The sequence below is a fragment of the Streptomyces sp. NPDC045021 genome, assembly GCF_056432645.1.
This window is the reverse complement of the sequence record NZ_JBWKIQ010000016.1, coordinates 79,607-103,842: the sequence shown is the minus strand read 5'-3', so window position 1 is coordinate 103,842 and position 24,236 is coordinate 79,607. Positions and strand designations below refer to the sequence as shown.

At 71.1% G+C, this 24,236-nt stretch carries 21 protein-coding genes; 15 read left to right on the top strand and 6 right to left on the bottom strand.

What is annotated here, in order from left to right:
• Positions 1 to 14: 14 nt before the first annotated feature.
• Together AC07DC_RS35500 and AC07DC_RS35495 are read right to left on the bottom strand one after the other, a co-directional pair.
• Positions 15 to 494 carry a hypothetical protein gene (locus tag AC07DC_RS35500; RefSeq protein ID WP_478918668.1) on the bottom strand — a complete coding sequence of 160 codons (480 nt, stop codon included), beginning with the start codon at positions 492 to 494 and terminating at the stop codon, positions 15 to 17.
• A gap of 976 nt (positions 495 to 1,470) precedes the next feature.
• Positions 1,471 to 2,514 (bottom strand): beta family protein, encoded by a 1,044-nt coding sequence (locus AC07DC_RS35495; RefSeq protein ID WP_478918667.1) that lies wholly within the window; start codon positions 2,512 to 2,514, stop codon positions 1,471 to 1,473.
• A gap of 617 nt (positions 2,515 to 3,131) precedes the next feature.
• Here AC07DC_RS35495 and AC07DC_RS35490 point away from each other — a divergent pair.
• Positions 3,132 to 3,509, top strand: coding sequence for a DUF779 domain-containing protein (locus AC07DC_RS35490; RefSeq protein WP_138353337.1), 378 nt, complete (start codon positions 3,132 to 3,134; stop codon positions 3,507 to 3,509).
• A 172-nt stretch (positions 3,510 to 3,681) separates the two neighbouring features.
• The gene (locus AC07DC_RS35485) at positions 3,682 to 3,900 is read left to right on the top strand and encodes a proteinase inhibitor I78 (RefSeq protein WP_478918665.1); all 219 of its coding nucleotides are present in this window, start codon (positions 3,682 to 3,684) and stop codon (positions 3,898 to 3,900) included.
• A 74-nt stretch (positions 3,901 to 3,974) separates the two neighbouring features.
• On the opposite strand, the gene AC07DC_RS35480 is transcribed toward AC07DC_RS35485, so the two are convergent.
• Positions 3,975 to 4,922 carry a phosphatase PAP2 family protein gene (locus AC07DC_RS35480; protein WP_478918663.1) on the bottom strand — a complete coding sequence of 316 codons (948 nt, stop codon included), beginning with the start codon at positions 4,920 to 4,922 and terminating at the stop codon, positions 3,975 to 3,977.
• Between the two features lie 436 nt (positions 4,923 to 5,358).
• Between AC07DC_RS35480 and AC07DC_RS35475 the strand changes: the two genes are divergently transcribed.
• The 3 genes from AC07DC_RS35475 (at position 5,359) to AC07DC_RS35465 (ending at position 10,241) form a co-directional block, all read left to right on the top strand.
• A complete protein-coding gene (locus AC07DC_RS35475; protein ID WP_478918662.1) occupies positions 5,359 to 6,996 on the top strand; it encodes a glycosyltransferase family 39 protein in 1,638 nt (545 codons plus the stop codon).
• A 201-nt stretch (positions 6,997 to 7,197) separates the two neighbouring features.
• Positions 7,198 to 9,003 carry an MFS transporter gene (locus tag AC07DC_RS35470; RefSeq protein WP_478918660.1) on the top strand — a complete coding sequence of 602 codons (1,806 nt, stop codon included), beginning with the start codon at positions 7,198 to 7,200 and terminating at the stop codon, positions 9,001 to 9,003.
• Positions 9,004 to 9,053: 50 nt separating this feature from the next.
• Entirely contained in the window at positions 9,054 to 10,241 is a 1,188-nt protein-coding gene (locus tag AC07DC_RS35465; protein ID WP_478918659.1) for an acyl-CoA dehydrogenase family protein, read from the top strand.
• A 64-nt stretch (positions 10,242 to 10,305) separates the two neighbouring features.
• Here AC07DC_RS35465 and AC07DC_RS35460 read toward each other — a convergent pair whose 3' ends face one another.
• Positions 10,306 to 10,749: a cell division protein SepF gene (locus tag AC07DC_RS35460; RefSeq protein WP_269269243.1), complete on the bottom strand. Its 444-nt coding sequence runs from the start codon at positions 10,747 to 10,749 to the stop codon at positions 10,306 to 10,308.
• 290 nt (positions 10,750 to 11,039) lie between these two features.
• Between AC07DC_RS35460 and AC07DC_RS35455 the strand changes: the two genes are divergently transcribed.
• The 8 genes from AC07DC_RS35455 (at position 11,040) to AC07DC_RS35420 (ending at position 20,511) form a co-directional block, all read left to right on the top strand.
• Positions 11,040 to 12,254, top strand: a complete 1,215-nt coding sequence (locus tag AC07DC_RS35455; RefSeq protein WP_478918657.1) for a DUF5685 family protein — start codon at positions 11,040 to 11,042, stop codon at positions 12,252 to 12,254.
• 450 nt (positions 12,255 to 12,704) lie between these two features.
• Positions 12,705 to 13,664: an LLM class flavin-dependent oxidoreductase gene (locus tag AC07DC_RS35450; RefSeq protein ID WP_478918655.1), complete on the top strand. Its 960-nt coding sequence runs from the start codon at positions 12,705 to 12,707 to the stop codon at positions 13,662 to 13,664.
• Between the two features lie 154 nt (positions 13,665 to 13,818).
• Positions 13,819 to 14,556: a DUF1684 domain-containing protein gene (locus AC07DC_RS35445; protein ID WP_478918654.1), complete on the top strand. Its 738-nt coding sequence runs from the start codon at positions 13,819 to 13,821 to the stop codon at positions 14,554 to 14,556.
• Between the two features lie 308 nt (positions 14,557 to 14,864).
• Complete coding sequence (locus AC07DC_RS35440; protein WP_478918653.1) at positions 14,865 to 15,893, top strand: S1 family peptidase; 1,029 nt, start codon at positions 14,865 to 14,867, stop codon at positions 15,891 to 15,893.
• Between the two features lie 196 nt (positions 15,894 to 16,089).
• Complete coding sequence (locus AC07DC_RS35435) at positions 16,090 to 17,058, top strand: helix-turn-helix transcriptional regulator (RefSeq protein WP_478918652.1); 969 nt, start codon at positions 16,090 to 16,092, stop codon at positions 17,056 to 17,058.
• Positions 17,059 to 17,231: 173 nt separating this feature from the next.
• Positions 17,232 to 18,179: a slipin family protein gene (locus AC07DC_RS35430; protein WP_478918650.1), complete on the top strand. Its 948-nt coding sequence runs from the start codon at positions 17,232 to 17,234 to the stop codon at positions 18,177 to 18,179.
• A gap of 122 nt (positions 18,180 to 18,301) precedes the next feature.
• On the top strand, positions 18,302 to 19,540 hold the full coding sequence (locus AC07DC_RS35425) for an MFS transporter (RefSeq protein WP_478918649.1): 1,239 nt from the start codon (positions 18,302 to 18,304) through the stop codon (positions 19,538 to 19,540).
• A 110-nt stretch (positions 19,541 to 19,650) separates the two neighbouring features.
• The gene (locus tag AC07DC_RS35420) at positions 19,651 to 20,511 is read left to right on the top strand and encodes an esterase/lipase family protein (protein WP_478918648.1); all 861 of its coding nucleotides are present in this window, start codon (positions 19,651 to 19,653) and stop codon (positions 20,509 to 20,511) included.
• On the opposite strand, the gene AC07DC_RS35415 is transcribed toward AC07DC_RS35420, so the two are convergent.
• Complete coding sequence (locus AC07DC_RS35415) at positions 20,504 to 20,878, bottom strand: cupin domain-containing protein (RefSeq protein WP_478918647.1); 375 nt, start codon at positions 20,876 to 20,878, stop codon at positions 20,504 to 20,506. The two genes, AC07DC_RS35420 and AC07DC_RS35415, sit on opposite strands and share 8 nt — an antisense overlap.
• An 85-nt stretch (positions 20,879 to 20,963) precedes the next feature.
• Between AC07DC_RS35415 and AC07DC_RS35410 the strand changes: the two genes are divergently transcribed.
• Positions 20,964 to 21,410: a MarR family winged helix-turn-helix transcriptional regulator gene (locus AC07DC_RS35410; protein WP_478918645.1), complete on the top strand. Its 447-nt coding sequence runs from the start codon at positions 20,964 to 20,966 to the stop codon at positions 21,408 to 21,410.
• Positions 21,411 to 21,469: 59 nt separating this feature from the next.
• Here AC07DC_RS35410 and AC07DC_RS35405 read toward each other — a convergent pair whose 3' ends face one another.
• Positions 21,470 to 22,477, bottom strand: a complete 1,008-nt coding sequence (locus AC07DC_RS35405; protein ID WP_478918644.1) for a lytic polysaccharide monooxygenase auxiliary activity family 9 protein — start codon at positions 22,475 to 22,477, stop codon at positions 21,470 to 21,472.
• Positions 22,478 to 22,650: 173 nt separating this feature from the next.
• On the opposite strand from AC07DC_RS35405, the gene AC07DC_RS35400 reads away from it, so the two are divergent.
• The gene (locus AC07DC_RS35400) at positions 22,651 to 24,225 is read left to right on the top strand and encodes a carboxyl transferase domain-containing protein (protein ID WP_478918642.1); all 1,575 of its coding nucleotides are present in this window, start codon (positions 22,651 to 22,653) and stop codon (positions 24,223 to 24,225) included.
• Positions 24,226 to 24,236 lie beyond the last annotated feature (11 nt).

Genomic DNA, 24,236 nt, shown 5'->3' with positions numbered 1-24,236 from the left:
CGCCTGCTGGATAGTCATCGGTCCTCACCCGAGCCCTCGTCGTCATCGGCGTGAGGCGTGGGTGGCTGCGGCCGCGCGGGAGGTGCCTGGCGCACGTTGACGCTCCCGCCGCCCTGGACGGCGAAGACCTGGCCCCCGTCGCGGGCGGTATTGGTCTGCACCCAGCTCTGCTGTGCTGGGGGCAGCTCCCTTCGGATCTCGTCCATCAGCGCTCTCAGGTCGGCTTCAGCCTCGGGGTGCTCTCGCAGGAATGCCACCAGTCGCCGCTTCCACGATCCGACCAGATCCTGGCGGGCGCCGTCAGGGTCCTCGTCCCCCTCCACCACGGCGGCGTCACCGTCCAGCTGCGCCTCGATGGCCTGCAGCGCGTGGCCGCGGTGGTGGAACAGCCGGGCCGTGCCGGCGCGGGTGGCCTGCCAGGCGCTGGTGGCCATGGCCGCCACAATGGTCGTCGCGCCGGTCATGGCCAGGGCTGTCGTTGGATCCACAGGCATTTTTGCTCCTTCGTTCACGGGAGTGGGGCACCTCAAGGTCTGCCCACGGACAGTCGTGAGGCCCCGAGCGAAGCCTTGTCGGCTCGCGCTTGCCGGCCACTAGCTCCAGCTCTTCCAGCAACAGCGTCCAGTGCTTGACCAGTTCATCCAGGTCCATCCCAGCTCGCCCTAAGAGGACTGATCGTCCCCCCAAACCTCACTAACCGCAGCTGTTTGACTACAAACAAACACGAGAAACCAGACTTGGGGCTGGTGACAGGTCTCCTACCGGCACCCCGCGTTACGCCGCCACCGTTGCGCACCAGGCTCGGCCTGCGGTTGCATATGTACACAAACTAGGATGCGAGACGGGACGCGCAGATCCCTCTGGCGGTCCGGCCTCGCGCCCACCGCGAGGTGGCGCATGCCTGCAGGTCCATCAGTGGTCCTGCTCCATCGCCGTGCGCAGCAGTATCACCGGCGACGACCAGGGCGAGGCTCGCAAGGCGTTGGAGGGCTTGGTGGCCAAGCTCCTGCAGGAGGGTGAGCGGCGCGGACGCGGACAGACGGTCGGCGCTCGACAGGCTGCGCGCCATCCTTCGCTCCTGCCCTGACACCCTCGCCGCCCACCGCTCCATCCAGCCGATCAAGCTGATTGAACGCTGGGCCCTGGGGGTCCGGTCCTGAAGAACGCTAAGTCCGATGGCGCAGTGGGTGAGATGGACAATCCTCAGATGGCCAACCTCCCCTGCGATGGGCAGGGCCCTGAATGATCCCTGCCACTGCCTAGTCCGAGCCGGCGGCGGATCCTATCCGAGGTGGATACATTGTGGACGTTGTTGGTAGCCGGCGGCTAGACGTCGTCCCAAACTGGTGGCAGCCGAAGCGGCCGTGGACCTTCCGGGCCGCCGCGACGTGACTGCAGTGCATCCGTTCCTGGCAAAGCGACCGTGAGCGGCGTGGCGACCGCTCTTGCCCGCACGCGACATCGGGAAGATCACGGGCCGCCCGTGGACCGGAAGTCGTCGGTGACGGTCGCCAGGTGGTGGGAGGTGGCCCAGGCGCGCCACTCCGTCGGGCCGCCGGCCTTCGCTCGATGTTCGCGTCCGCAGAGGGCTATCTGTGCGTCGCCCCATGACGTCGCGGCGCCTTGCGCGGGCCATTGAGCGGAACGGAGCAGGTCGGCGCAGAGGGTGAAGAAGTCGTCGTTGCCCGGGCGCCTTCGGTCTGCGATGTAGACGTACCAGTCGTTGCCGGCGGTGTAGCGCAGGTTCGGCAGGCTGCGTCCACCGCCCTTGGGGATCACGACGTGGCTGACGCCGTAGTCCCCGAAGTCGGGTGGGTTGTCTTCGAGGTCGCCGACGACCTGGTGCCACAGCGTCGCGTCCCAGCGGTGCAGTTGGTTCGGAGTGTTCCGGGGGAGTTTGCTGAGGGAGAGGGGGAAGGCTCCGGAGACGGCCGCGACGTGACGCCAGGGGATCGTGCGCGACCAGTCGAGGGCCTGGCGCAGGGCGGGAGCGGCCCGGTCGACCGCGGTGCTGCCGAGGACGGAGCCGGCGTCCAGGAGCAGGTCGGTCTGCTCGGGGGCCAGGCGCACGGAGTGCATCGCCGAGCGGACGGCGCTCACGACGGTGGATGAGTCCGCGGGCAGTTCGATGCGGAGAGCCGCACCGAGGTGGTGGGCGCGGTGGACGTCGCGGATCTCGGCGAGAGCCTCGGGGGGATCGTCCGGGCGGAAGACCGGGATGAGGGGGAGTACGAACGCGCCGAAGGCTTCGCTGAGCCAGGTCATGGAGTGGCCTCTGAAGCAGCCGCCGCCGACCACGCCGGCGTTCCGCAGGGCTCCGCAGTCGACGGTCACCACGAGGCCCTTGGGCAGGTGGTCGCAGGCGTGCTTGAGGAAGGTCTCCATGACGTCGCGGAGGTTCTCGTCGGGAACGATCTCCAGGATCGGCCGGATCTGGGCTTGGACCTCCGGGGTGATGTTCTCGAGCGCCAGGAACTCGCCGCGCTTGCCCTTGAGGATCGGCACGTACGCCATCGGCAGCCCCCATCACCCCGGGCCACCTGCCTCAACTTCAGGCCCCTTGAGACAGCGTGAGGGCTGTGCGAACGCCTCACCAGGTCTGATTCCGGCCATGAGCGACCAACTGCCCTGGCTCTCTTCCACCTTCAGGAGCTTCGGCACACCAATGCAGTCGATGGGAGTCGATCCCCAAGCACGACCCGGTGAGGACGAAGGCGGTCAGGAGGCCGGCGCTCCGGGCAACGCACGCACCTGGTGCCAGAAGAAGTACGGGCCCTCGACGCCTCGTGCGTGCGTGTGTCTGTGAAGTCTTGTTCCAGGTACTCCCCATGGGCCACGAAACGTCCATGATGGTGGGGACGTCGTATTGGGGCGGGTTGAAACGGATCTTGCGGAACGCCAAGATCCGGACCATACGCGGCCCACGGATGCCGGGTGGTGGTGCCGAGTCGTGCGCCCCGCAGGTCAGGGGCGAGTCGGGCGGCAAGTAACCGCAGACCAAGAACCTGCTGGTCAGCTACAGCCCGAACGCGCTGGGCTTCTTCTAGCCGCTCACGACCCCCGGTCCGCAGAATGCGGGGCCGGGGGTTTGCGGGGGCAGCAGGACAGGTTCGAGACAGGGACGGTGAAGCATGGATGTGGCAAACCGGGTCGAGGTGACCGGGATGGCGGCGGAACTGTTGCGGCGGCTGGCCGACGAGCACGGTCCGCTGATGTTCCACCAGTCCGGCGGGTGCTGCGACGGCAGTTCGCCGATGTGCTATCCGGCAGGGGAGTTCCTGACCGGTGACTCGGATGTGCACCTGGGGGACCTGGGCGTGGCGGGCATGGAGCCGGTGCCGGTGTGGATGGCCCGGGACCAGTTCGCGTACTGGAGCCATACGCATCTGACGATTGACGTGGTGCCCGGACGAGGGAGCGGGTTTTCCCTCGAGGCACCGACGGGAAATCGCTTTCTTATCCGCTCCCGGCTGTTGACCGACGAAGAGTTGAAGGCATTGCGGACATGATGTGCGCGAGCCATGCGCATGCTGTGTCCATGGTGAATTAACCGCTTGCCGAACATTTCCGCGAGAGGGCAAACGCCTAAGCGGATTCTGTGACAGAAGCGTGACGATCAACGACTGAGTACTGCCGGTGCGCGCCTTCCGCGACGCGAGTCACGCGCTTACGGTGGCGGGTATGGCACCGATACCGACACCTGGACACCAGCCGCCGGACGACCCCGGGAAGGCCTACACAGGGCTGCCCCAGGACGAGGCAGAACGGCGCGCGAGAGAGCACGGCTGGAGTACGGTCCGGTCGCTCCCGGAAGGGGCGATCATCACGATGGAGTACGTGGCGGGGCGGCTGAACTTCAGCGTCGCGGACGGCAGAGTGACCCGCTGCTGGCAGGGCTGATTCGGAAACGGCGGGAGGCCGTGGGGGCCGGTGAGCGGTCCCCACGGCCTCCCGTGGTCGTTTTGGGAGCGGCGCTAACTGCCCGCGCCGCCGCGCCCGCGCACCTGCTGGTGGGCGAGCGGGATGGGGCGGACGGGCCGCTCGACGGGCGGCCGGCGGCTGCCCGTCGGGGTGACGGGAGTGCGCTCGTGGCGCGCGGCCGGCGGCCGTCCCGGGGCGTGCGGCAAGGCGGTCGAATGGGCTCCCGCGGCGGCGCCGACGGCCTCCAGGGCGGGCTGGCCGCCCTCCATGGCGGTGCGAGGCGTCACCAGGCCGGGGCGCTGCCCCAGTACGCGGGCCGGGACGGGTGCGAGCCCCGATCCGTGCCGGGACCGGTGCCAGGCGGCCACCAGGAACTCCTCGGCCCAGGCCATCGAAGGCTCGAACCAGGGCAGAGCGAGCAGCACCAGCAGGCCGGCGGCCCAGCCGAGCAGGACGTCACTGACCCAGTGCGTGCCGAGGTAGATGGTCGTCATGCCGACCCCGAGGGCCAGCAGCGCGGCGATGACCGATGCCCACCGGCGGACCCGCGGCGTGGTCGCCAGATATGCCAGAACGCCCCAGGTCACGACCGCGTTGGCGGTGTGTCCCGAGGGAAATATATCGCCGCCGGCGAAGAGTTCGGGCGATCCCACGGCGGTGGCGTAGTGCGGGCCGAGCCTGCCGAGCCCGTACTTCACGGCGCCAACGGTGATGTTCAGCAACAGGAGGGAGGCGCCGAGGGCCAGCATCGGGTGCAGGCTGCGCTGCCGCCAGGCACGCCAGCCCAGCCAAGCCGCGACCATCACGGCCGTCGGGCCGCGCTGGCCCAGGACCACGAAGTAGTCCAGGGCGGCGTGGATCTGCGGCCACTGCTTGTAGGGGCGCCACAGCATGACCTGCCAGTCCAGCGTCACGAGCTTCGAGGAGGTGACGACGCCCACGACGATGGCCACGTAGACCGCAAGCGTCGAGCCGAACAGCCAGAGGCGCGTTCGGCTCATACGCGGTAGGTCGCGTGTGGTCGGGTACTCCGCCGGTCGGTGGAGCTTCTCATCGGTTCGCACCGAATCGACGTTACAGCGTGTGACAGCAGTGATCGGCCGAACGAGCGTCTTTGTAATGACGATGTGATGTGGAGTGCGTCTCACCGCTCCAATGGCACTCACAGATTCAGTGGAAATACGCGAACTCTGGATTTTATGTTCGGGTGTCGATACTCACATCACAACCGCCTTTTTATCGGCTATTACCCTCAAGGATGCGCGGCGTTTCCCGCCCGAATGGCGGGACACCGCGGTGATCATGGGGCCGGGTGCGTGCGATAGCGTTTGGGGCCGCTCCGGCGGCACCCGCGTGACCTGGGCCTTCGGACCCGGCGGGCGCGGCAGGTAACGCAGCGTCAAGATCGAAGCGCACGACGAACCAGAGGAGCACGCCGTGGTCCGCCCCGGGAGGCAGCCGGCACTCGTCGTCGCTGTCGTGTTCACCGCCGCGGCGGTCGTCCAGCAGATCCTGTTGGCCGTCGGTGTCGGCGGCCCGCTGCCGGGCTGGCAGCCCCTTCCGTTCCTTCTCGTGGCGGCTCCCGCGTGGGTACTGGCCCGCCCGTGGGCGACGGTCGGGCGCAAACCGCCGTACGTGCTGTCCTGGCTCGTGGTGCGGCTGCGGCACGTCCCGCAGTGGGCGCTGCCGGCCGCCGTGCTCGCGACGGCCGCCGTGGTCTGGGCCGGGCTGCAGGACCAGGAGCAGTACCTCGGCCACGAGGAGGCCGTCTACGCCAACAAGGCGCGGTCCTGGCTGGACGGCACGCCGGACGCGGGCTGGGGCACGTACCGGCCGATCGGGCTGCCGGTGCTGGGGCGGATCGCGCTGGGCCTGAGCGACACCGTCGGAGCGGTCAGGGCGGTGGCCCTCGTCTTGGTGCTCTTCACCCTCGCCGTCACGTACGTCGTCGCCGCCCGTTGGACGACCCCGCGCCGGGCGGCCGTCGCGGCGCTGCTGGTCCTGGGCGGGCTGGGCTTCCTGCGCCGGATCCCCGAATTCCTCAATGACATCGGCTCCACAGGGCTGTTGCTGATCGTGGTGTACCTGCTGACGAGGGCGCAGGAGAAACCTTCCTCGCGCGCCCTGCTCTGGGTGCCGCCCGTCGCGCTGGCCGCCTTCTACCTGCGTTACGGCATCGCCGGGAACCTGGTGGCTATCGCGCTCGCCGCACTCGCCGCCTACGGGCCGCGCGCCTGGCTCGCGCAGGGCCGCCGGCTGGCCGTGGCGGGCGCGGTCTTCCTCGCCGGACTGGTGCCGCACTTCGTCTACGCGACGAAGGTGGCCGGCTGGCCGCTGGGGCTGATCTTCTCCGCGACCTCGCACGCGAACCGCGACTACGTGGGCGACGGTTTCGTCTACTACCTCGGGATCTTCCCGTACCGGCTCGCCGGTGACCTCGGCGCGGTGGTGATGGCGGCCGGGCTCTACGCGGCGGGCGCCGCCCTCCGGCGGCGCCGGAGCACCGGGACCGAGGGCCGCACGGCCCGCCGGAAGGTCTTCCTCGGGGCGACGGCCGTGCTCGTCGTCGTCCTGCTCGGGATGGCCACCGACGGAGAGCCGCGCTTCATCTACCTGTCGGTGGTGCTGCTCACGATCCTCGGCGTGCAGGCCGTCGCCGAACTGACCGGCCGCTGGTCCGCGCACGTCCTGACGGCCGTGGCGCTGCTCGCCGCCGTCACCGTGCCGGCGACCGCCATGTCCGTGGCCCGCGGGGCGATGCCCGCACCGAACGCGGAGCGTGACTCGACGATCCCGGTGGCGGAACAACTCGCCTCGGACGGCCCGTGTCTGCTGGTCACCGGCTACGAGCCGGAGATGGGCTGGTACTCGGGGTGCGACGCGATCACCTACGCCCAGGCGGCCGGTACGGAGTTCCCCGCGGGTACCAGGGTCAGTTTCGTCCTCTTCCGGAACGGCCGGCTGCAGCCCGGCGCAGCCACGCTGCGCGACCTCATCGGCGGCCACTCCGTCACCACCCGCACCATCCGCACCACCGGGTCGCTGGGCGCCGCGACCGTCATCACCCTGCGCTGATCCAGCCCCGGCCCAGGCCCCGCACGGCGACCCCCCTCCCACCCCGGAAGCGGACATTCCGTCAACGTGAGGTCGGCCACATGACCAGACCACCACCTGGCGTACTCTGTCGTCTCACTCGCCTTTACCGCCGGTCAACCGGAATGGTGTAGCGACGTCCAGTTCCGAGGTAGTGAGAGCACCCCGCTGGGAGGTACGTAGATGACTGGGACGACAACGGTCGGCTCGGTGAGGCCGGCAGCCGTCCCACCGCATCAGCGTCCGGCCGGGCGCTGGACCGTCCTGGTGGTCCTGTGCGTGAGCCTGCTGCTGGTCGCGCTCGACGCGACCGTGCTGCATGTCGCGGTCCCCGCGCTCACCGAGGACCTGCACCCCGGAGCCGTACAGCTGCTGTGGATCGTCGACGCCTACCCGCTCGTCGCCGCGTCGCTGCTGATCCTCTTCGGCACCCTCGGCGACCGCGTGGGACGCCGCCGGATCCTGCTGATCGGCTACGGACTCTTCGGCCTCGCCTCGGCCCTCGCCGCGTTCGCGACCGGCGCGCACGTCCTCATCGGGGCCCGGGCGCTGCTCGGGGTCGGCGGTGCCATGATCATGCCGGCGACGCTGTCGATACTCCGCCAGGTCTTCCCCGACCGCCGCGAGCGCGCGGTCGCCATCGGTGTGTGGAGCGCCGTCGCCGCCGTGGGCGCCGCGGTCGGGCCGGTGCTGGGCGGCTTCCTCGTCGAGCACTTCTGGTGGGGATCGGTCTTCCTCATCAACATCCCGCTGATGCTCGTGATCCTGCCGCTCGCGCGCTGGCTGCTCCCCGAGTCCAAGGGCGAGGGGTGCGGCCCGTGGGACGTCCTCGGCGCGCTCATGGCGGCGTTCGGTGTCCTCGGCGTGGTCCTCGGGGTCAAACGCCTCGGCGCCGGCGCGAGCCTGCTGGATCCCGGGGCGCTCGGCCCGGTCGTGGTCGGCGCGGTGCTGCTGGTCCTCTTCGTGCGCCGGCAGAAGCGCCGCGAACACCCGCTCATAGACATCGGCATGTTCTCCCGCCCCACCTTCAGCACCTCCGTCGGCTGCATCGTCCTGGCCATGCTCGCGCTCGTCGGCCTCGAACTGATCGCCGTGCAGTACCTGCAACTGGTGCTCGGCCTCAGCCCCTTCGCGACCGGTCTCCGGCTGCTCCCGCTCACCTTCGCCGCGATGGCGGCAGGACTGTGCGGCTCGCGCCTGCTGCACCGGTTCGGGCCACGCGCCATGGTCGGCACCGGATTCGTGCTCACCGCCGTCTCCGTCCTGGCCCTGACCCTGATGGGGCAGACCGACCGGCCGTTGCTGCTCACCGGCGCCTTCGTACTGCTCGGATTCGGCCTGGAGACCACGATCTTCGGAGCGTACGAATCCATGCTGAGCGAAGCCCCCGCCGCTCAGGCGGGCGGCGCCGCGGCCATCGGCGAGACCTCGTACCAGCTCGGCGCGGGCATGGGCATCGCACTGCTCGGCAGCGTCATGAACGCCGCGTACGGACCCGGTGTCGCGCATGTCCCCGGAGTGCCGGCCGCCGACAGCGCCGCCGCGGGGAACTCGCTGGGCGAGGCGTACGACGTCTCCGGCCGGCTCGGCGGCCCGGCGGGAGCCGCGCTGCGACAGGCCGCCAGGGACTCCTTCGTGCACGGTCTGCACATCACGCTCGTCGTCAGCGCCGGACTGCTCCTGCTGGGCGCGTTCGCGGCGCTCCGGCTGCCGCGGGTGATGGAGTGCGGCGAGCTCGTCCTGAAGGCGGCGGGCCTCGGCGAACAGCGGGTGTCGCCCGAAGCGCGCCGGCCCTCCTCCGCCGACCACCGGCCGTCCCTCGCGGAGCACCCGGAACATCCGCGGCACGAGCCGCAGCACGCGCAGCACGAGCCTCAGCACGCGCAACACGTGCCGCAGCACGCGCAACACCACGCGCCCGACGCCGAACGACTGGTGTCCGCGGGCGAACAGCAGACGGCCCTTTACGTGGCGGGAGCACGCACGTAGCGTCGTCCCCGACCGCGTAGATCACCTCGGAGCCCACTCAGGAGACCGTCATGTCCGGGAGCGCGCTGCCGCCGTTCGATCCGTACGACCCGCTCGGGATCGACGACCTGCTCAGCGACGAGGACCGCGCGGTGCGCGCGACCGTCAGGGAGTGGGCCGCGGACCGCGTACTGCCGTACGTGGCCGGCTGGTACGAGTCCGGCGAGCTGCCCGTCATCCGCGAACTGGCCCGTGAACTCGGCTCGATCGGCGCGCTCGGCATGTCCCTTACCGGCTACGGCTGCGCGGGCGCCAGCAACGTCCAGTACGGCCTGGCCTGTCTGGAACTGGAGGCGGCCGACTCCGGGATCCGCTCGCTCGTCTCCGTACAGGGATCGCTGGCGATGTACGCCATCCACCGCTTCGGCTCCGAGGAGCAGCGGCAGGAATGGCTGCCGCGGATGGCCTCCGGCGAGGTCATCGGCTGCTTCGGCCTCACCGAGCCGGACGTCGGCTCCGACCCGGCCGGAATGCGCACGTACGCCAAGCGCGACGGTACGGACTGGGTGCTCAACGGCCGCAAGATGTGGATCACCAACGGCTCGGTGGCCGGGGTCGCGGTGGTCTGGGCCCGCACCGACGACGGCATTCGCGGCTTCGTCGTCCCCACCGACGCCCCCGGCTTCTCGGCGCCGGAGATCAAGCACAAGTGGAGCCTGCGCGCCTCGGTCACCAGCGAACTCGTCCTGGACGACGTCCGGCTGCCCGCCGACGCCGTACTTCCCGACGGCGCCGGGCTCAAGGGCCCGCTCAGCTGTCTGAGCCACGCGCGCTACGGCATCGTCTGGGGCGCCATGGGCGCCGCCCGCAGCAGCTTCGAATCGGCGCTGGAGTACTCGAAGACCCGCGAGCAGTTCGGTCGGCCCATCGGCGGCTTCCAGCTCACCCAGGCCAAACTGGCCGACATGGCGGTCGAGCTGCACAAGGGCATCCTGCTCGCCCATCACCTCGGGCAGCGGATGGACGCCGGGCGGCTGCGCCCGGAGCAGGTCAGCTTCGGCAAGCTCAACAACGTGCGCGAGGCGATCGAGATCTGCCGTACCTCGCGCACCATCCTCGGTGCCAACGGCATCTCGCTGGAGTACCCGGTGATGCGGCACGCGACCAACCTGGAGTCCGTGCTCACCTACGAGGGCACCGTGGAGATGCACCAACTGGTCCTGGGCAAGGCACTCACCGGACTCGACGCATTCCGGTGAGCCGCCCGGCTCAGTTCCGGCTGATCAGTGCTGAACCGTGGCGATCAGTGCTGGTCAGTGCTGATCAGTTCTGGTTGAAGAATCCATCCGCGCCGCGCTTCGACTCGGCGTTGAGGACCATGTAGTCGGCGGGGGTCAGCAGGAAGACACGGGTGGCGATGCGCTCGATCGAGCCGCGAAGCCCGAAGGTGAGACCTGCCGCGAAGTCGACGACGCGCTTGGCATCGGTCGACTCCATGCCCGTAAGGTTCACGATCACCGGGACACCCTTGCGGAAGAGTTCGCCGATGCCGCGGGCATCACGGAACCCGTCCGGGGTCACGGTGGCGATCTGGCGGCCCTGTTCCTCGGCCGTCTCGCTCGCCACCTGGACCCTGGGGTCGGTCACCCAGGTGTCACCGCGCTCGGACCCCTCGCCGTAGTCGGCGTACTCCTCGTCGTAGTAGCTTTCGTCGCCGTTGTCGTCGACGAGGCCCAACCAGGCACTCGCCCGTCGAACCGAACCCATGGACGCCTCCTCTCACACGCGGTCAATATCGTCCGCACCCCTATGGTCGTCCATGATGCCGATGATGCGCCAAGCGGATAGCCGCCACCCAGGGGACTTGTGACGGTACTGGTGCACAAGATAGGTGTCGGGGAGTCAGGTAGCCATAGGCGTACGGAAGGTGACGAAGTGATGGGAGCGCTCCCCTCTTCCGAGTGACGCCGCACGGCCGGACGGCCGTATGGCAGTCATGAGATCGTTCCATCGGTAGCATGTCGGGCCGATCGTATGATGAAGCCGCTGGGGGAGCGTTGTTCGGAATTATCAGGCCGTGTCGTCACCGGATGCCGGAAGGACTCGCCACTTCCTGGATGGCGCACCTGTGCGGCCTGTGCCTCGCGTTGCGCGACGACCATGGACAGCTGGCCCGGATCGCCACCAACTACGACGGCCTCATCATCTCGGTGCTGGTCGAGGCCCAGGTCCCGGGCGCGGACGGGTCGGGCAAGTGGCGGCGGACCGCCGGGCCCTGCCCGTTGCGCGGGATGCGCACCGCGCCGGTGGCGACGGGCGAGGGCGCGCGGCTGGCCGCCGCCGTCTCGCTGGTGCTGGCGTCGGCGAAGATGCGTGACCACATCGACGACCGGGACGGCGCCATGGCGCGGCGGCCGGTCGCGGCGGCGGCGCGGACCGTCGCCCGGCGCTGGGACCGGGCCGGGGCGCGGACCGGCGGCGGGCTCGGGTTCGACACGGCGGTGCTGGTGGACGCGGTGGACCGGCAGGCCGGGATCGAGGCGCTGGCCAGGACGGGCACTCCGCTGCTGACGATCACCGAGCCGACCGAGACGGCGACCGCGGCGGCCTTCGGCTACACGGCGGTGCTCGCCGGACGGCCCGGCAACCGCGCGCCGATGGAGGAGGCAGGCCGGCTCTTCGGCCGGCTGGCGCACCTGCTGGACGCGGTCGAGGACCAGACGGCTGACGCCGCGTCGGGTGCGTGGAACCCGCTGACGGCGACCGGCACCGGCCGCGCCGAGGCGCGGCGGCTGTGCGACGACGCGGTCCACGGGGTACGGCTCGCGCTGAAGGACGCCGAGTTCAGCGACGGCCGGCTCGTGCACGTCCTGCTCGCCCATGAACTGCGGCGCTCGGTGGACCGCGCCTTCGGCGGCTCCTGCGCGCACACCCACCCCAACGCGCTCGAAGGCCAAGGCGGGCTGCCGCAGCTGAGCGGGAATCCGTACGGCCCTGGCCAGAGCCCGTACGCGCCCGGTGGGCCGGGCTTTCCACCCGGTGGATTCCCGCCGCCCGAACCGCCGCGCCGACGTGGGCTGATCGCCGGGTGCGCGATGTGGAGCGGTCTGTGCTGCACCTGCCAGCTGTGCTGCCGGGACCACTACGACGATCCGTGGAACGGCAGGCGCCGCGAGGGCTGGTGCCAGAACTGTGACTGCGACTGCTGCGATTCGTGCGATTGCTGTGATGGGTGCGACTGCTGCGATTGCGGTTGTGACTGCGGGTGTTGAGGGTCCTTCTCGAACTCGACAGGTGCGACGAGGGAGGGAGAGAAGGCGGCGTGCGTACGTGAAGGAAGGCCGTGCCGGCCGGGAAAGCTGGGGGATCGTTCGAGGAGAATGCGGCCGCGGCGACGTGGTGCGCGCGGGGCGGGCTGGCGGAGCCAGGGCCGGACAGGCCCTAAGAGGTCAGCGACAACACGAGGACGACCACACTCGACCGAGGTCGATGTGGTCGCGGGTGACCAACTGACAGCTGCGCATGGGCCCAGTGGAGCAGTCGACGTCCCATCCCGTCAACCACGCTGAGACGCGATGCCCACCAGTTGGACACTCTTGACAGCGGGCGATGCCGTGGGCTTAGCCTCGGGCCCAAGGTCATGACGGCCCGGTCGCGTTGAGGGACGCGGCGTGCGCGAAGGCAACTCCCGTGCTTCTTCAGAATGTCCACGGAGCCTTCGTATGCCCGCATCATCCCCTCCAGGCCATCGACCCATCCGCCCGCTGCACCTGGCTTTCGCGATCGACGGCCGGGAACAGTACGAGGCCTCCTACTACATCGAGCTCGCCCGGCTCGCCGAGCGCGGCGCGCTGGACTTCGTCACGCTCGACGACTCTCCGGCGCCGGCCAACAGCGGTGCCGAGGGAGGTCGCAACGACGCAGGCCACGGTGTCAGCCACGACGCCGGCCCTGGCGCCGGGCGCCTCGACGCGCTCGCCGTCCTCATCCAGGTCGCGCCCGCCACCGACCGGATAGGGCTGGTGGCTGCCGTCACCGTCGCGCACCCCGAGCCCTTCCCCGTCCTGGCGGCGCTCGCCACTCTCGACCGGGTCAGCCGCGGCCGGGCCGGCTGGACACCGCGGATCCCGGACGCCGGAGCTGCGGCCCTGGCCGCCCTGCTGGGGGACGGCCGGCAGGACGGCGCCGGGACGTATGACGCAGCGTCAGTCGTGCCAGGGCCGTGGGTAGGGCGGCCGGTGATCGCCGTCGACGCGACGCTGGAGGCGCCGCGCGAGCTGGCCGCGCGCCACGCCGACGTGGCGTTCGTACGCGTCGGCGGCCCGCACTCGGAGCGGCTGGCGTACGAGGCGCGCACCGACCTGCGCCGCCGGGCGGCGGCGCACGGCCGCGACCCCGACCGGCTCACGGTCCTGGCCTCGCTCAACGTCGAACTGTTCGACCCGGCCGACGCCGTGGTCCTCGCCGACCTGTTCGGCGACTGGCACCGCGACGGGATCACCGACGGCTTCCACGTACGGCCCGCCGATCCCCGGCGGGATCTGGCCCGGCTGGTGAACGCGACCGTGCCCGTGCTCCAGCAGCGCGGACTGTTCCGCCGCTTCCAGCCCGGGACGACACTGCGCGAACATCTCGGCCTGGATCGGCCGGTGAGCCCCGCGGTGAGCCGTCCGGTCCGATGAGCGCCGCCGGCGATGGACGGGCCAATTCCGGCCATCGCCCCATCCGCCGCCCGGACGCCGGACGCCCGGACGCGGGCCGCCGACCGGATTACCGGGGACACGACCCCGCGCGGGCATCTCGGCCTGCGGCAGCCGCTGTGGAAGGTTGATGACCATGAGTTCCGAGACTGAGCAGGACTGGAAGAACTGGCGCGAGCGGCGCGCCGAGTCGGTCGCGGCGCCGTACGGGCCACTGGCCCTGACCGGCACGTACTGGCTCGCCGACGCCGAGGACGGGAAGATCCCCGGGCTGCCGGGGGAGTGGCGGGAGCAGGACGGTTCGGTGGTCCACCGGGGCGACGGCGTCTTCGGGCGGCTGGAACCCGAGGGCGAGCCGGTGCTGTTCGGCGAGAAGCGGATCGTGGCGATCGACCGCGAGGGCCTGCTCGCCCTCCGGATCTGGGACCCGGCCTCGGACGCCCGGCGCGACTTCGCGGGGATCGACGCGTTCGACTACGACGAGCGGTGGGTGCTGCCGGCGGTCTTCCGTCCGTACCCCGAGGGCCGCGCCGTGCGCGTGCCGCACGCCGACGGCCGGGAGCGCGGACTCGGGGTCAGCGGCGAGCTGGTCTTCACCGTGGACGGTACGGAGCACTCGCTCGCGGTCGCGGTCGAGGAGGACGGCACGCTGTGGGGCGTCATCGCCGACGCCACCAGCGGAAGGAGCAGTTACCGCTTCCGCTTCCTGCGGACCCCCGCGCCCGCCCCGGACGGCGCCGTCGTGCTGGACTTCAACCGGACGCTGCTCCCGCCGTGCGCTTTCGCGGACGCGTTCGTGTGCCCGTTCCCGCCGCCCGGCAACACGCTGCCGTTCGCGCTGGAAGCGGGCGAGAGCAAAGTTCTCACAGGTTGAGATCCGGGTTGAGAACCGGATCGAGAACCGGGTCGAGACGTCCGTGCGGGACCCCGTCGAGGGCTGCAGAAGGCCGGGTCAAGGCGGGTCGTGGCCTGCTGAGCTGCCGTCAGCCCGGTGTGCCCCGATGGCCCGCGCGGCCGCCGGGGCACCATCACGTCGGTCCGTCGCGGCCGAAAGGCGCCCTTGTGTGTTCCGCGCGGGCTCTGAATACTCCCGTCCCAGTACTTGTCAGGGCCACGTCGAGTTCGTTTATCGGTGAGGCGCTGTCAGGTCGAGCTGACCTCCACCCCCCACAGGAGGAATAGATGAAAATCACCCGACGCGCCGGCCTGATCGCTGTGACGTCCGGCCTGGTGGCCGTCACCGCGCTCACGCTGCCCGCCGCCAACGCCGCCCCCATGGCCACGGCATCCCCGGAGGCCGCCGCCGCGGTCGCCACCTCGCTCGGCACCGCCAGCACCGCGGGTACCTACTACGACGCGGCGTCGAGGACCACCGTCGTCAACGTCACCTCGGACAGGGCGGCCGACGCCGTACGGGCGGCCGGAGCGACGCCCAGGACGGTCCGGTTCAGCTCGGCAGTGCTCAACAAGGCCGGCCAAGCCGCCAAATCCGCCGACATCGCGGGCACGGCCTGGTCCGTCGACCCGACCACCAACAAGCTCGACGTCAGCGTCGACAGCCGGGTCACCGCCGCCCAGCTGGACCGGCTCAAGAAGGCCACCGCGAGCTACGGCGACGCCGTGAGCATCAACCGCGTGGCTGGAAAGTTCAGCAAGCTGCTCTCCGGCGGAGACGCCATCTACACCAGCCAGTGGCGCTGCTCGGTCGGCTTCAACGTCCGCAGCGGCAGCACGTACTACTTCCTCACCGCAGGCCACTGCACCGAGGGCTACCCGGCCTGGAAGACGTCCGCCGGTACCTCCATCGGCCCGACCACCGGCAACAGCTTCCCGAACAACGACTACGGGATCGTCCGCTACGACAACACCTCGATCACGCACCCCGGCGCAGTCGGCAGCCAGGACATCGCCAGCGCGGGCAACGCCTACGTCGGTGAACCCGTCAAGCGCCGCGGCTCCACCACCGGCGTCCACAGCGGCTCGGTGACCGGACTCAACGCCACCGTGAACTACGGCGGCGGCGACATCGTCTACGGCATGATCAAGACCAACGTCTGCGCCGAGCCCGGCGACAGCGGCGGTTCCCTCTACAACGGCTCCATCGCGGTCGGCCTCACCTCGGGCGGCAGCGGCAACTGCTCCTCCGGCGGGACCACGTTCTTCCAGCCGGTCACCGAAGCGCTCAGCGCCTACGGAGTCAGCGTCTACTAGGCGGACCACTGACGCCGGCGACTGCTCGACGGACCACTGACGCCGGCGACTGCTGGACGGACCACTGACGCCGGCGACGGCCTGCAGCGAACAGGACGGAGCCTCCGCCGACCCTGCCGGCGGGGGCTCTGCCGCGTGCGCTCGCGCTATGCCCATGCGGTCAGTAGCTGTCCGCGACAGCTGGCAGACTGAGCGCATGTTGGAGACCTCGGCGCGCCTGCTGCGTCTGCTCTCGCTCCTCCAGTCCCGGCGTGACTGGTCCGGCCCCGACCTCGCGGAACGCCTGGACGTCACCGCCCGAACGGTGCGCCGCGACGTCGACCGGCTGCGGACCCTCGGCTATCCGGTGCACGCCGCCCCGGGCACGGCCGGCGGCTACCGGCTCGGCGCGGGCGCCGCGCTGCCGCCGCTGCTCCTGGACGACGAGGAGGCGGTCGCCGTCGCGCTGTGCCTGCGCACCGGGGTGGGCGGCACCGTGGCCGGGATCGAGGAGGTCTCCGTCCGCGCACTGTCCAAGCTGGAGCAGGTGCTCCCGTCGCGGCTGCGGCACCGGGTCCAGGCGATGCAGGCGATCACCGTGCACGCGCCGCCGCCCGGCCGCGCGACCGTCGGTCAGGACGTGCTGACCGTCATCGGCGCGGCCTGCCGCGACCGCGAACGGCTGCGCTTCGACTACAGCGACCACAGCGGCACCTCCAGCCGCCGCACCGTCGAGCCGTACCGCCTGGTCAACCACGGACGCCGCTGGTACCTGCTCGCCTGGGACACCAGCCGGGAGGACTGGCGGACCTTCCGCGTCGACCGGATCGAACCCAAGTCGCCCACCGGGCCGCGCTTCACACCGCGCGAACCCCCGGAGGACGCGGCGGCGTACGTCGCCAAGGGCGTCACCACCAGGGCCTACCGCTACCAGGCGCGGGTCACCCTGCACATGTCGGCCGAGGCGGTCGCCGACTTCGGCTGGACGGGCTTCGGCACGATCGAGGCGATCGACGAGCAGACCTGCGAGCTGCGTACGGGCGCCGAGTCCCTCGACGGCCTCACCGTCTTCATCGCCCTGCTCGGCGCCGAGTTCGAGGTGCACGAGCCGGTCGAACTCGCCGACCAGCTGAGAGTGGTGGCCGCCCGGCTCCTGCGCGCCGCCGACCGGACACCACCGCGCTGACCACTCGGCCTCTGCGTGCCGCCGACCGGATCCACCGCGCTGACCGGCATCCAAGGATCGGCGCCGCGCCACGCGCGGCCCGGCGGTGCGCTACCCGCCCGTAGGACCGGTGCTCGGCGGGGGATCGCGCAGTACATTGGAAGAACTGCACGTGTATACGGCAGGGGGCCGAAATGATCGTGGAGTTGGTGGCCGCTGTCGTGGCGGCCGGTGGCGTTTACGTGGTGGCCGCGTCCCGGGTCGTCCGGCAGTACGAGCGCGGTGTCGTGCTGCGGCTGGGCCGGCTGAGGTCGGCGCCCAAGGGCCCCGGCTACACCATGATCGTCCCGGGGGTCGACCGGCTGCGCAAGGTCAATCTGCAGATCGTGACCATGCCCATTCCCGGGCAGGACGGCATCACCCGCGACAACGTGTCGGTCAAGGTGGACGCGGTCGTCTATTTCAAGGTCATCAACGCCGTCGACGCCGTCATCCAGGTCGAGGACTACCGCTTCGCGGTGTCCCAGGTCGCCCAGACCTCACTGCGTTCGATCATCGGCAAGAGCGATCTGGACGAGCTGCTGTCGAACCGGGAGAAGCTGAACGAGGGCCTCGAAGTGATGATCGACAGCCCCGCGCTGGGCTGGGGCGTGCAGATCGACCGGGTCGAGATCAAGGACGTGTCGCTGCCGGAGGCCATGAAGCGGTCGATGTCCCGGCAGGCCGAGGCGGAGCGCGAACGTCGCGCGCGCATCATCAACGCGGACGCCGAACTGCAGGCGTCGAAGGTGCTCGCCCAGGCCGCCAAGCAGATGGAGGACAACCCCTCCGCCCTCCAGCTGCGGCTGCTGCAGACCGTGGTGGCCGTCGCGGCGGAGAAGAACTCGACGCTGGTGCTGCCCTTCCCGGTCGAGCTGCTGCGCTTCCTGGAGCGCGCCGCGCCGGCGGCCCCGGCGCCTGCCGACGAGCGGGCGCCCGCCGCGACGGAGCCCGCACCGGAACCTGCCACGGAGCCTCCGCCCCCGCCCCCGCCCGCGCCCGTACCGCTCTCCGCCGTACCGCCGGTGCTCACCCCGGCGCCCCTTCCCGTGCCGGCGCCCATTCCGATCGAGAGCAACTCCCAGCCCAAGAACGAGGAGTGACGTCCTCGGCCAACGGCCGACCGCACGAAGAACCCCACGACGAAGAACCCCACGCCCGGACATCGCGCTCCGCCCCTCCCGGCTCGTTGCCGTCATGACTCCCAAGCATTACGTTGGGGGTCATGACGGCGATAGGGGTCCTGCGCGACCGCAACGCGGGAACGTACCTGGGTGGGGTGCTGGTCTCCGGCTTCGGCAGCTCGGCGATGATGCTGGCCGCCGGTATCTGGGTGAAGTCGCTCACCGGCTCCAGCAGCCTCGCCGCGCTGGTCGGCGTCTGCCTGTGGACCCCGACGCTGGCCGGTCCGCTGCTCGGCACCCTGGTCGACCGGGTGCGCCGCCGCCCGCTCCTGGTGCTGGTCAACGCCGCGATGGCCGTCCTGCTGCCGCTACTGCTCGTGGTCCGTACGGCGGACCTGGTCTGGATCCTGTTCGCCGTGCTCGTCCTGTACGGGACCGCGTCCGTGCTCTGCGACGCGGCCGAGGCCGCCGTCGTCACCGCCACCGTTCCCGGCGAACTGCGCGGTGACTTCAACGGACTGCGGATGACCGCCAACGAGGCGATGAAGCTCCTCGCCCCGCTCGCCGGCGCCGGCCTGTACGTCCGCTACGGCGGCGGTTCCGTCGCCGTGCTCGACGCCGTCACCTTCGCGCTCGCCGCCGCCGTCTTCGCGATGGTCCGGGTGCGGGAGGAGCCGCCCGGCCCGGCCACGTCGAGCTGGCGCGAGCAGACCGCCGAGGGCGTCCGATATCTCCGCCGGCACCCGCTGCTGCGCCGTCTGGTGGCCGTCGGCTCGATCGCCATGCTGCTGTCCGCGCTCGGCAGTTCCGCGATCTACGCGGTGGTCGACGCGGGCCTGCACCGTTCGCCCGCCTTCGTCGGCGTGCTGTACGCGGTGCAGGGCGCGGGCTCCGTCGTCGGGGGAGTGGCCGCGGGAGCGTTGCTGCGGCGGATGCCGGAACGGGCCTTCGCGGCCACCGGCATGGTGCTCTTCGCCCTCGGCGTCGCCGTGCGCGCCACTCCATGGGTCTTCGCGGCCGTCGCCGGCGGTGCGGCGATCGGGGTCGGGCTGCCCTGGGTGCTGATCACGGTACTGACCGCCGTCCAGCGGGAGACGCCCGCCGGACTGATCGGCCGGGTCGCGGCCACCGCGAGCACCCTCGTCTTCGCGCCCACCGCGCTGGGCGGCCTGGCGGGCGCAGGGCTCGTCGCGGTGGTCGACCACCGCCTGCTGCTCGTCGCCGTCGGTGCGGCCGGAGTGCTTGCCGCCGCGTACTGCCTGTTCAAGGTCCCGGCGGCCGAAGCGGACGAGGTGACCTCCGCTTCGGCCCGGGGTGGCCAATTCTTTACCGACGCGTAACTAGCCGCTTTTGCTACTGGCGCGTAAGTTGACGTGAACGTAACAACCTTGTGATCCGGATCACAGCGTGGGTGGAGTGACCACACTTCCCTGACCTGCGAGGAGATCACATGAGGCTGTCCTGGAAGCGAATTCTCACCGCGCTGGCCCTGGCGTGCGCGGTGACGGCCGCCCCGACCGCGGCCACGGCCGCAACCGCACAATCGGCCCCATCGAGCGGATGGAACAACTTCTCGTGCCGGCCGTCCGCCGCGCACCCCCGACCCGTCGTGCTCGTACACGGAACGTTCGGCAACGGCACCGACAACTGGCTGGGGTTCGCCCCGTACCTGGTGGCCCGCGGCTACTGCGTCTTCTCCTTCGACTACGGCCAGCTGCCCGGCGTCCCGTTCTTCGACGGGCTCGGCCCGGTCGCGGACTCCGCGCAGCAACTGGCCGACTTCACCGACCGGGTGCTGGCGGCCACCGGGGCACCCAAGGCGGACCTGGTCGGCCACTCCCAGGGCGGCATGATGCCGCGCTACTACCTGAAGTTCCTCGGCGGGGCGTCGAAGGTGAACGCCCTGGTCGGGCTGGCTCCCGACAACCACGGAACCACCCTCGACGGCCTGGCCAACCTGCTCCCGTACTTCCCCGGAGCGGCCGACGCGATCCACTCCGTCACCCCCGGACTCGCCGATCAGGTGGTCGGATCGGCCTTCCTGCAGACCCTCAACGCGGGCGGCGACACCGTCCCGGGGGTGCACTACACCGTCATCGCGACCCGGTACGACGAGGTCGTGACGCCGTACGCCTCGCAGTTCCTGTCCGGGCCGGACGTACACAACGTCCTGCTGCAGAACCTGTGCGCGGTGGACATCTCCGAGCACGTGACGATCGGCCTGACCGACCGGATCGCCTTCCACGAGGCGGCCAACGCCCTCGACCCGGCGCACGCCACCCGGACGGACTGCCTCTCCGCGCTCAGTTGACCCACGGAGGGGAGATGCGGGAACCGTCGGCGAGGACGGCCTCCAGGCCCACGCTGGTGGTGACCCACATCGTGGCCGGTTCCTCCGTGGGATTGCTGATGCCCAGGGAGGAGCCGGCCGGCGCGACGGCGGCGTCGCCCGCCGTCAGGGTGGACACCTCGCCGTCGATGCTGAACCGCACCGAGCCGCTCAGGACGAGGAAGACCTCCTCGCGGGAGATGGTGTGGGCGGGCCCGCCGGCGCCGCCGGGTATCTCGCCGCGCCAGGCGCACAGCTCCTTGCTGCCGTGCGTCGGCCGGATGTAGGAAACGAAACGAATGCCGTGCAATTCGTGGACGATGGCTTCCTCGGCGGTGACAACAGGCATGGCATACCTCCATATAGACAAGCTACTTGCGCAAGTTGATTGACTATATAGTCAAGTAGCTTGCGCAGTGTGTCAAGCTGCTTCCGTGAACAACGCTGACGCCATGAGCCTGACCGCGACCCTGCTCGCCGCAGCCGGCGGTCTCACCGCGGAGATCCACGACGGTGTCGTCGCCCGCGGCTTCGACGACCTCCGGCCCGCCCACGGCTTCGCCTTCGCCCGCCTCGCGCCGGTCGGCGCGACCGCCGCCGACCTGGCCGAACACCTCGGGGTCACCCGCCAGGCGGCGAGCCAGATGGTCGAGGAGCTGGTCCGCAAGGGGTACGTGGAGCGCCGCCCGCACCCGGACGACGCCCGAGCCCGGCTCGTCGTTCTCACCGACCGCGGCTGGGCCTGCACCCGCGCCGCGGAGGAGGCCGCCGCCGAAGCCGTACGCCCCTGGGCCGCCCTCCTCGGCGAGCGCCGACTGCGGGCGCTGCGCGACGATCTGGCCCGGCTGGCGCCGGGCGGCCCGATCCGGCCCAACTGGTAGAAACAGCAGTGCCGCTGCCCGTGGGGAGGCAGCGGCACCGGATCAGGGGACAGCGGTCGTCACGAGCGGTGACGCCCGGCCGCGGCGGCCCTGCGGCGGACGGTGGCGAGCAGCACCGAGGCCCCGAGCGCGAGCACCGCGGCGCCGCCGACGGCGAGCGGTCCCGTACTGCCGGAACTGCCGGTCTCGGCGAGGTTCGTGCCGTCGGAGGACGTCGTGGGCGTCGCCGCGCCGTCGGCCTGCGGCGCGTTGCCGCCCGACGCGGGGGTGGTCGGCGCCGCGTGGTCGTGGTGGACGGTGGACTTCGAGGCGCCCGCGGCTATCTGCGCCTCGGACGGCGCGGACGCGGTCGGCGCCGGCCCAGTGGTGGCGGGCGCGCTGTGCGAAGGGCTGTGCGACGGAGTGGCCGACGTCGGAGGCGAGCCGCCGTTGTCCTTGCCGAAGACCACGTCCGAGCAGGTGTAGAAGGCCTCGGGGCTGTCCGAGCGCTGCCAGACGCTGTAGATCAGCTGGCGGCCGGTACGCTGCGGCACCCTGCCGGAGAACACGTAACTGCCGTCCTTGAGCGTCGGGTCGGCGACCGAAGCGAACGGCTTCGCCTCCAGGTCCGACCACTTCAGCGGCTTCGACGGGTCGTAGCCGGCCTTGGTGATGTACAGGTCGAACGAGCCCTTGTGCGGGGCGGTCGCCCGGTACGTGAAGGTGAACGAGCCGCTGCTCATGGCGGTGGCAGGCCAGTCCGCCCGCGCCAGGTCGAGCCCCTTGTACTCGGCGTTGCCGCCGCTGCACAGCTGCCCGTCCGGCACCTTGGAGCGGCTACGCCCGCCCGCCTCGCCGTCCCGCACCGCGTTCCAGTCGTAGAGCGCCTGCGTCCCGCCCAGGGCGACAGCGGCCTTGCACGCGGCGGACCGCGGATGCTCCGGACCCTCCGCGTAGCAGGCGGACACCCGGCTGACCGGGTTCGTCATCGAGCCGTGCGCGCTCGCGGGAGCGGAGGCCAGGCCGGTCAGCAGCAACGGCGCGAAGCCCATGACGGCTACTGCGGCGGCCTTGCGACGTACGGTCATTCCGGGGGTCTCCTTCGACGGTGGTACGGGCCGAACGAGCAGCACGCTAGCCCCGCCCACCGGCCAAAACCCCGCCGCCAACTGCGAAAACCCGATCCTTATGGCCGCTTTAAGGGGCCCCTGAGAGCCGATTAAGAACGCGGCCGGGTGAGGGCCCGTGGCAGGGTGGCGGCATGACTGAAGCGAGCCGACGGCCTGCCGCGCTGCAACTGATCGAGGCCGCCGTCGACGCCGGCAGCTGGCGCTGTTGGGACGAGCCCGTCACCGTGCTGCCCGAGGCGGCGGAGTACCGCGCCGATGTGGAGAAGGCCCGGCTGCGGACCGGACTTGATGAATCGATCGTCACGGGCGAGGGCCGGATCCGGGGGCGGCGGGTGGCGCTGGTCGCGGGGGAGTTCGGGTTTCTCGGCGGGTCGATCGGGGTGGCGGCCGGGACCCGGCTGGTGACCGCGGTGGAGCGGGCGACGCGGGAGCGGCTGCCGCTGCTCGCGTCCCCGGCTTCCGGCGGTACGCGGATGCAGGAGGGCACCATCGCGTTCCTGCAGATGGTCAAGGTCGCAGCCGCGATCGCCGACCACAAGGCGGCCGGACTGCCGTACCTCGTCTACCTGCGGCATCCCACCACCGGCGGGGTGCTCGCGTCCTGGGGATCGCTCGGGCATGTCACGGCCGCGGAACCGGGGGCGCTGATCGGGTTTCTCGGTCCGCGGGTCCATGAGGCGCTGTACGGCGAGCCGTTCCCGGCCGGCGTCCAGGTCGCCGAGAACCTGCTGGCCAATGGGCTGGTCGACGCCGTGTTCCCAGCGGGGCAGCTGGCCGAGGTCGCGGCTCGGGCGCTGGATGTGCTGTGCGGCGAGGCGGGTGACGAGACGGGTGACGGAACGCGCGGTGAGCCGGGTGGTGTGTCGGTTGGTGCCGCGCAGGCCGCTGCCGGTTCCGGCGCCGACCGCCGGCCGAAGGCAGCCACCGTGGCCTCCACGGTCTCCACGGCCGACTCGATCCGCCGCTCGCGCCGGCCGGACCGGCCGGGGCTGCGGGCACTGCTGGCGGGAGCCGGTCGCGAGGTCACCCCGCTGAGCGGCACCGGCGCGGGCGAACGCGACCCCGGACTGCTGCTCGCGCTGGCCAGGTTCGGCCCGACACCGTGCGTCGTGCTCGGCCACGACCGGCGCCCGGAGGAGGCGGGGCCAGCCCCGCTGGGACCGGCCGGGCTGCGGGAGGCGCGGCGCGGTATGCGGATCGCGGCCGAACTCGACCTGCCGCTGCTCACCGTCATCGACACGGCGGGTGCGGCGCTCAGCCGGGAGGCCGAGGAGGGCGGCCTCGCGGGGGAGATCGCCCGCTGCCTCGCCGACCTGGTCACCCTCCGGGCCCCGACGCTCTGCCTGCTGCTCGGCCAGGGCGCCGGCGGCGGCGCCCTGGCGCTGCTGCCCGCCGACCGCGTCATCGCCGCCCGGCACGCCTGGCTCTCCCCGCTCCCGCCGGAAGGCGCGTCCGCGATCCTCTACCGGACGACGGACCGGGCGTTCGAGGTCGCCGAGCGGCAGGGCGTGGGCTCCACCGATCTCCTCGCCAACCGGATCGTCGACACCATCGTCGAGGAGACCCCCGACGCGGCGGACGACCCCGGCGAGTTCCTCACCCGCCTCGGCGCTCTGCTCGGCACCGAACTGGCGGCCCTGCGGGCCCGCGACCGCGGCGAACGGCTGGCTTCCCGGCGGGCCCGCTACCGCAACCTCGGGCTGTAGGCACCTCGGGC

Coding starts and splice junctions, on each gene's coding strand:
- AC07DC_RS35460 (WP_269269243.1), bottom strand. CDS start 10,749: ATGGGTTCGGTTCGACGGGCGAGTGCCTGGTTGGGCCTCGTCGACGAC.
- AC07DC_RS35435 (WP_478918652.1), top strand. CDS start 16,090: ATGTTGGAGACCTCGGCGCGCCTGCTGCGTCTGCTCTCGCTCCTCCAG.
- AC07DC_RS35400 (WP_478918642.1), top strand. CDS start 22,651: ATGACTGAAGCGAGCCGACGGCCTGCCGCGCTGCAACTGATCGAGGCC.
- AC07DC_RS35420 (WP_478918648.1), top strand. CDS start 19,651: ATGAGGCTGTCCTGGAAGCGAATTCTCACCGCGCTGGCCCTGGCGTGC.
- AC07DC_RS35405 (WP_478918644.1), bottom strand. CDS start 22,477: ATGACCGTACGTCGCAAGGCCGCCGCAGTAGCCGTCATGGGCTTCGCG.
- AC07DC_RS35495 (WP_478918667.1), bottom strand. CDS start 2,514: ATGGCGTACGTGCCGATCCTCAAGGGCAAGCGCGGCGAGTTCCTGGCG.
- AC07DC_RS35470 (WP_478918660.1), top strand. CDS start 7,198: ATGACTGGGACGACAACGGTCGGCTCGGTGAGGCCGGCAGCCGTCCCA.
- AC07DC_RS35430 (WP_478918650.1), top strand. CDS start 17,232: ATGATCGTGGAGTTGGTGGCCGCTGTCGTGGCGGCCGGTGGCGTTTAC.
- AC07DC_RS35415 (WP_478918647.1), bottom strand. CDS start 20,878: ATGCCTGTTGTCACCGCCGAGGAAGCCATCGTCCACGAATTGCACGGC.
- AC07DC_RS35425 (WP_478918649.1), top strand. CDS start 18,302: ATGACGGCGATAGGGGTCCTGCGCGACCGCAACGCGGGAACGTACCTG.
- AC07DC_RS35450 (WP_478918655.1), top strand. CDS start 12,705: ATGCCCGCATCATCCCCTCCAGGCCATCGACCCATCCGCCCGCTGCAC.
- AC07DC_RS35500 (WP_478918668.1), bottom strand. CDS start 494: ATGCCTGTGGATCCAACGACAGCCCTGGCCATGACCGGCGCGACGACC.
- AC07DC_RS35480 (WP_478918663.1), bottom strand. CDS start 4,922: ATGAGCCGAACGCGCCTCTGGCTGTTCGGCTCGACGCTTGCGGTCTAC.
- AC07DC_RS35490 (WP_138353337.1), top strand. CDS start 3,132: ATGGATGTGGCAAACCGGGTCGAGGTGACCGGGATGGCGGCGGAACTG.
- AC07DC_RS35465 (WP_478918659.1), top strand. CDS start 9,054: ATGTCCGGGAGCGCGCTGCCGCCGTTCGATCCGTACGACCCGCTCGGG.
- AC07DC_RS35445 (WP_478918654.1), top strand. CDS start 13,819: ATGAGTTCCGAGACTGAGCAGGACTGGAAGAACTGGCGCGAGCGGCGC.
- AC07DC_RS35485 (WP_478918665.1), top strand. CDS start 3,682: ATGGCACCGATACCGACACCTGGACACCAGCCGCCGGACGACCCCGGG.
- AC07DC_RS35440 (WP_478918653.1), top strand. CDS start 14,865: ATGAAAATCACCCGACGCGCCGGCCTGATCGCTGTGACGTCCGGCCTG.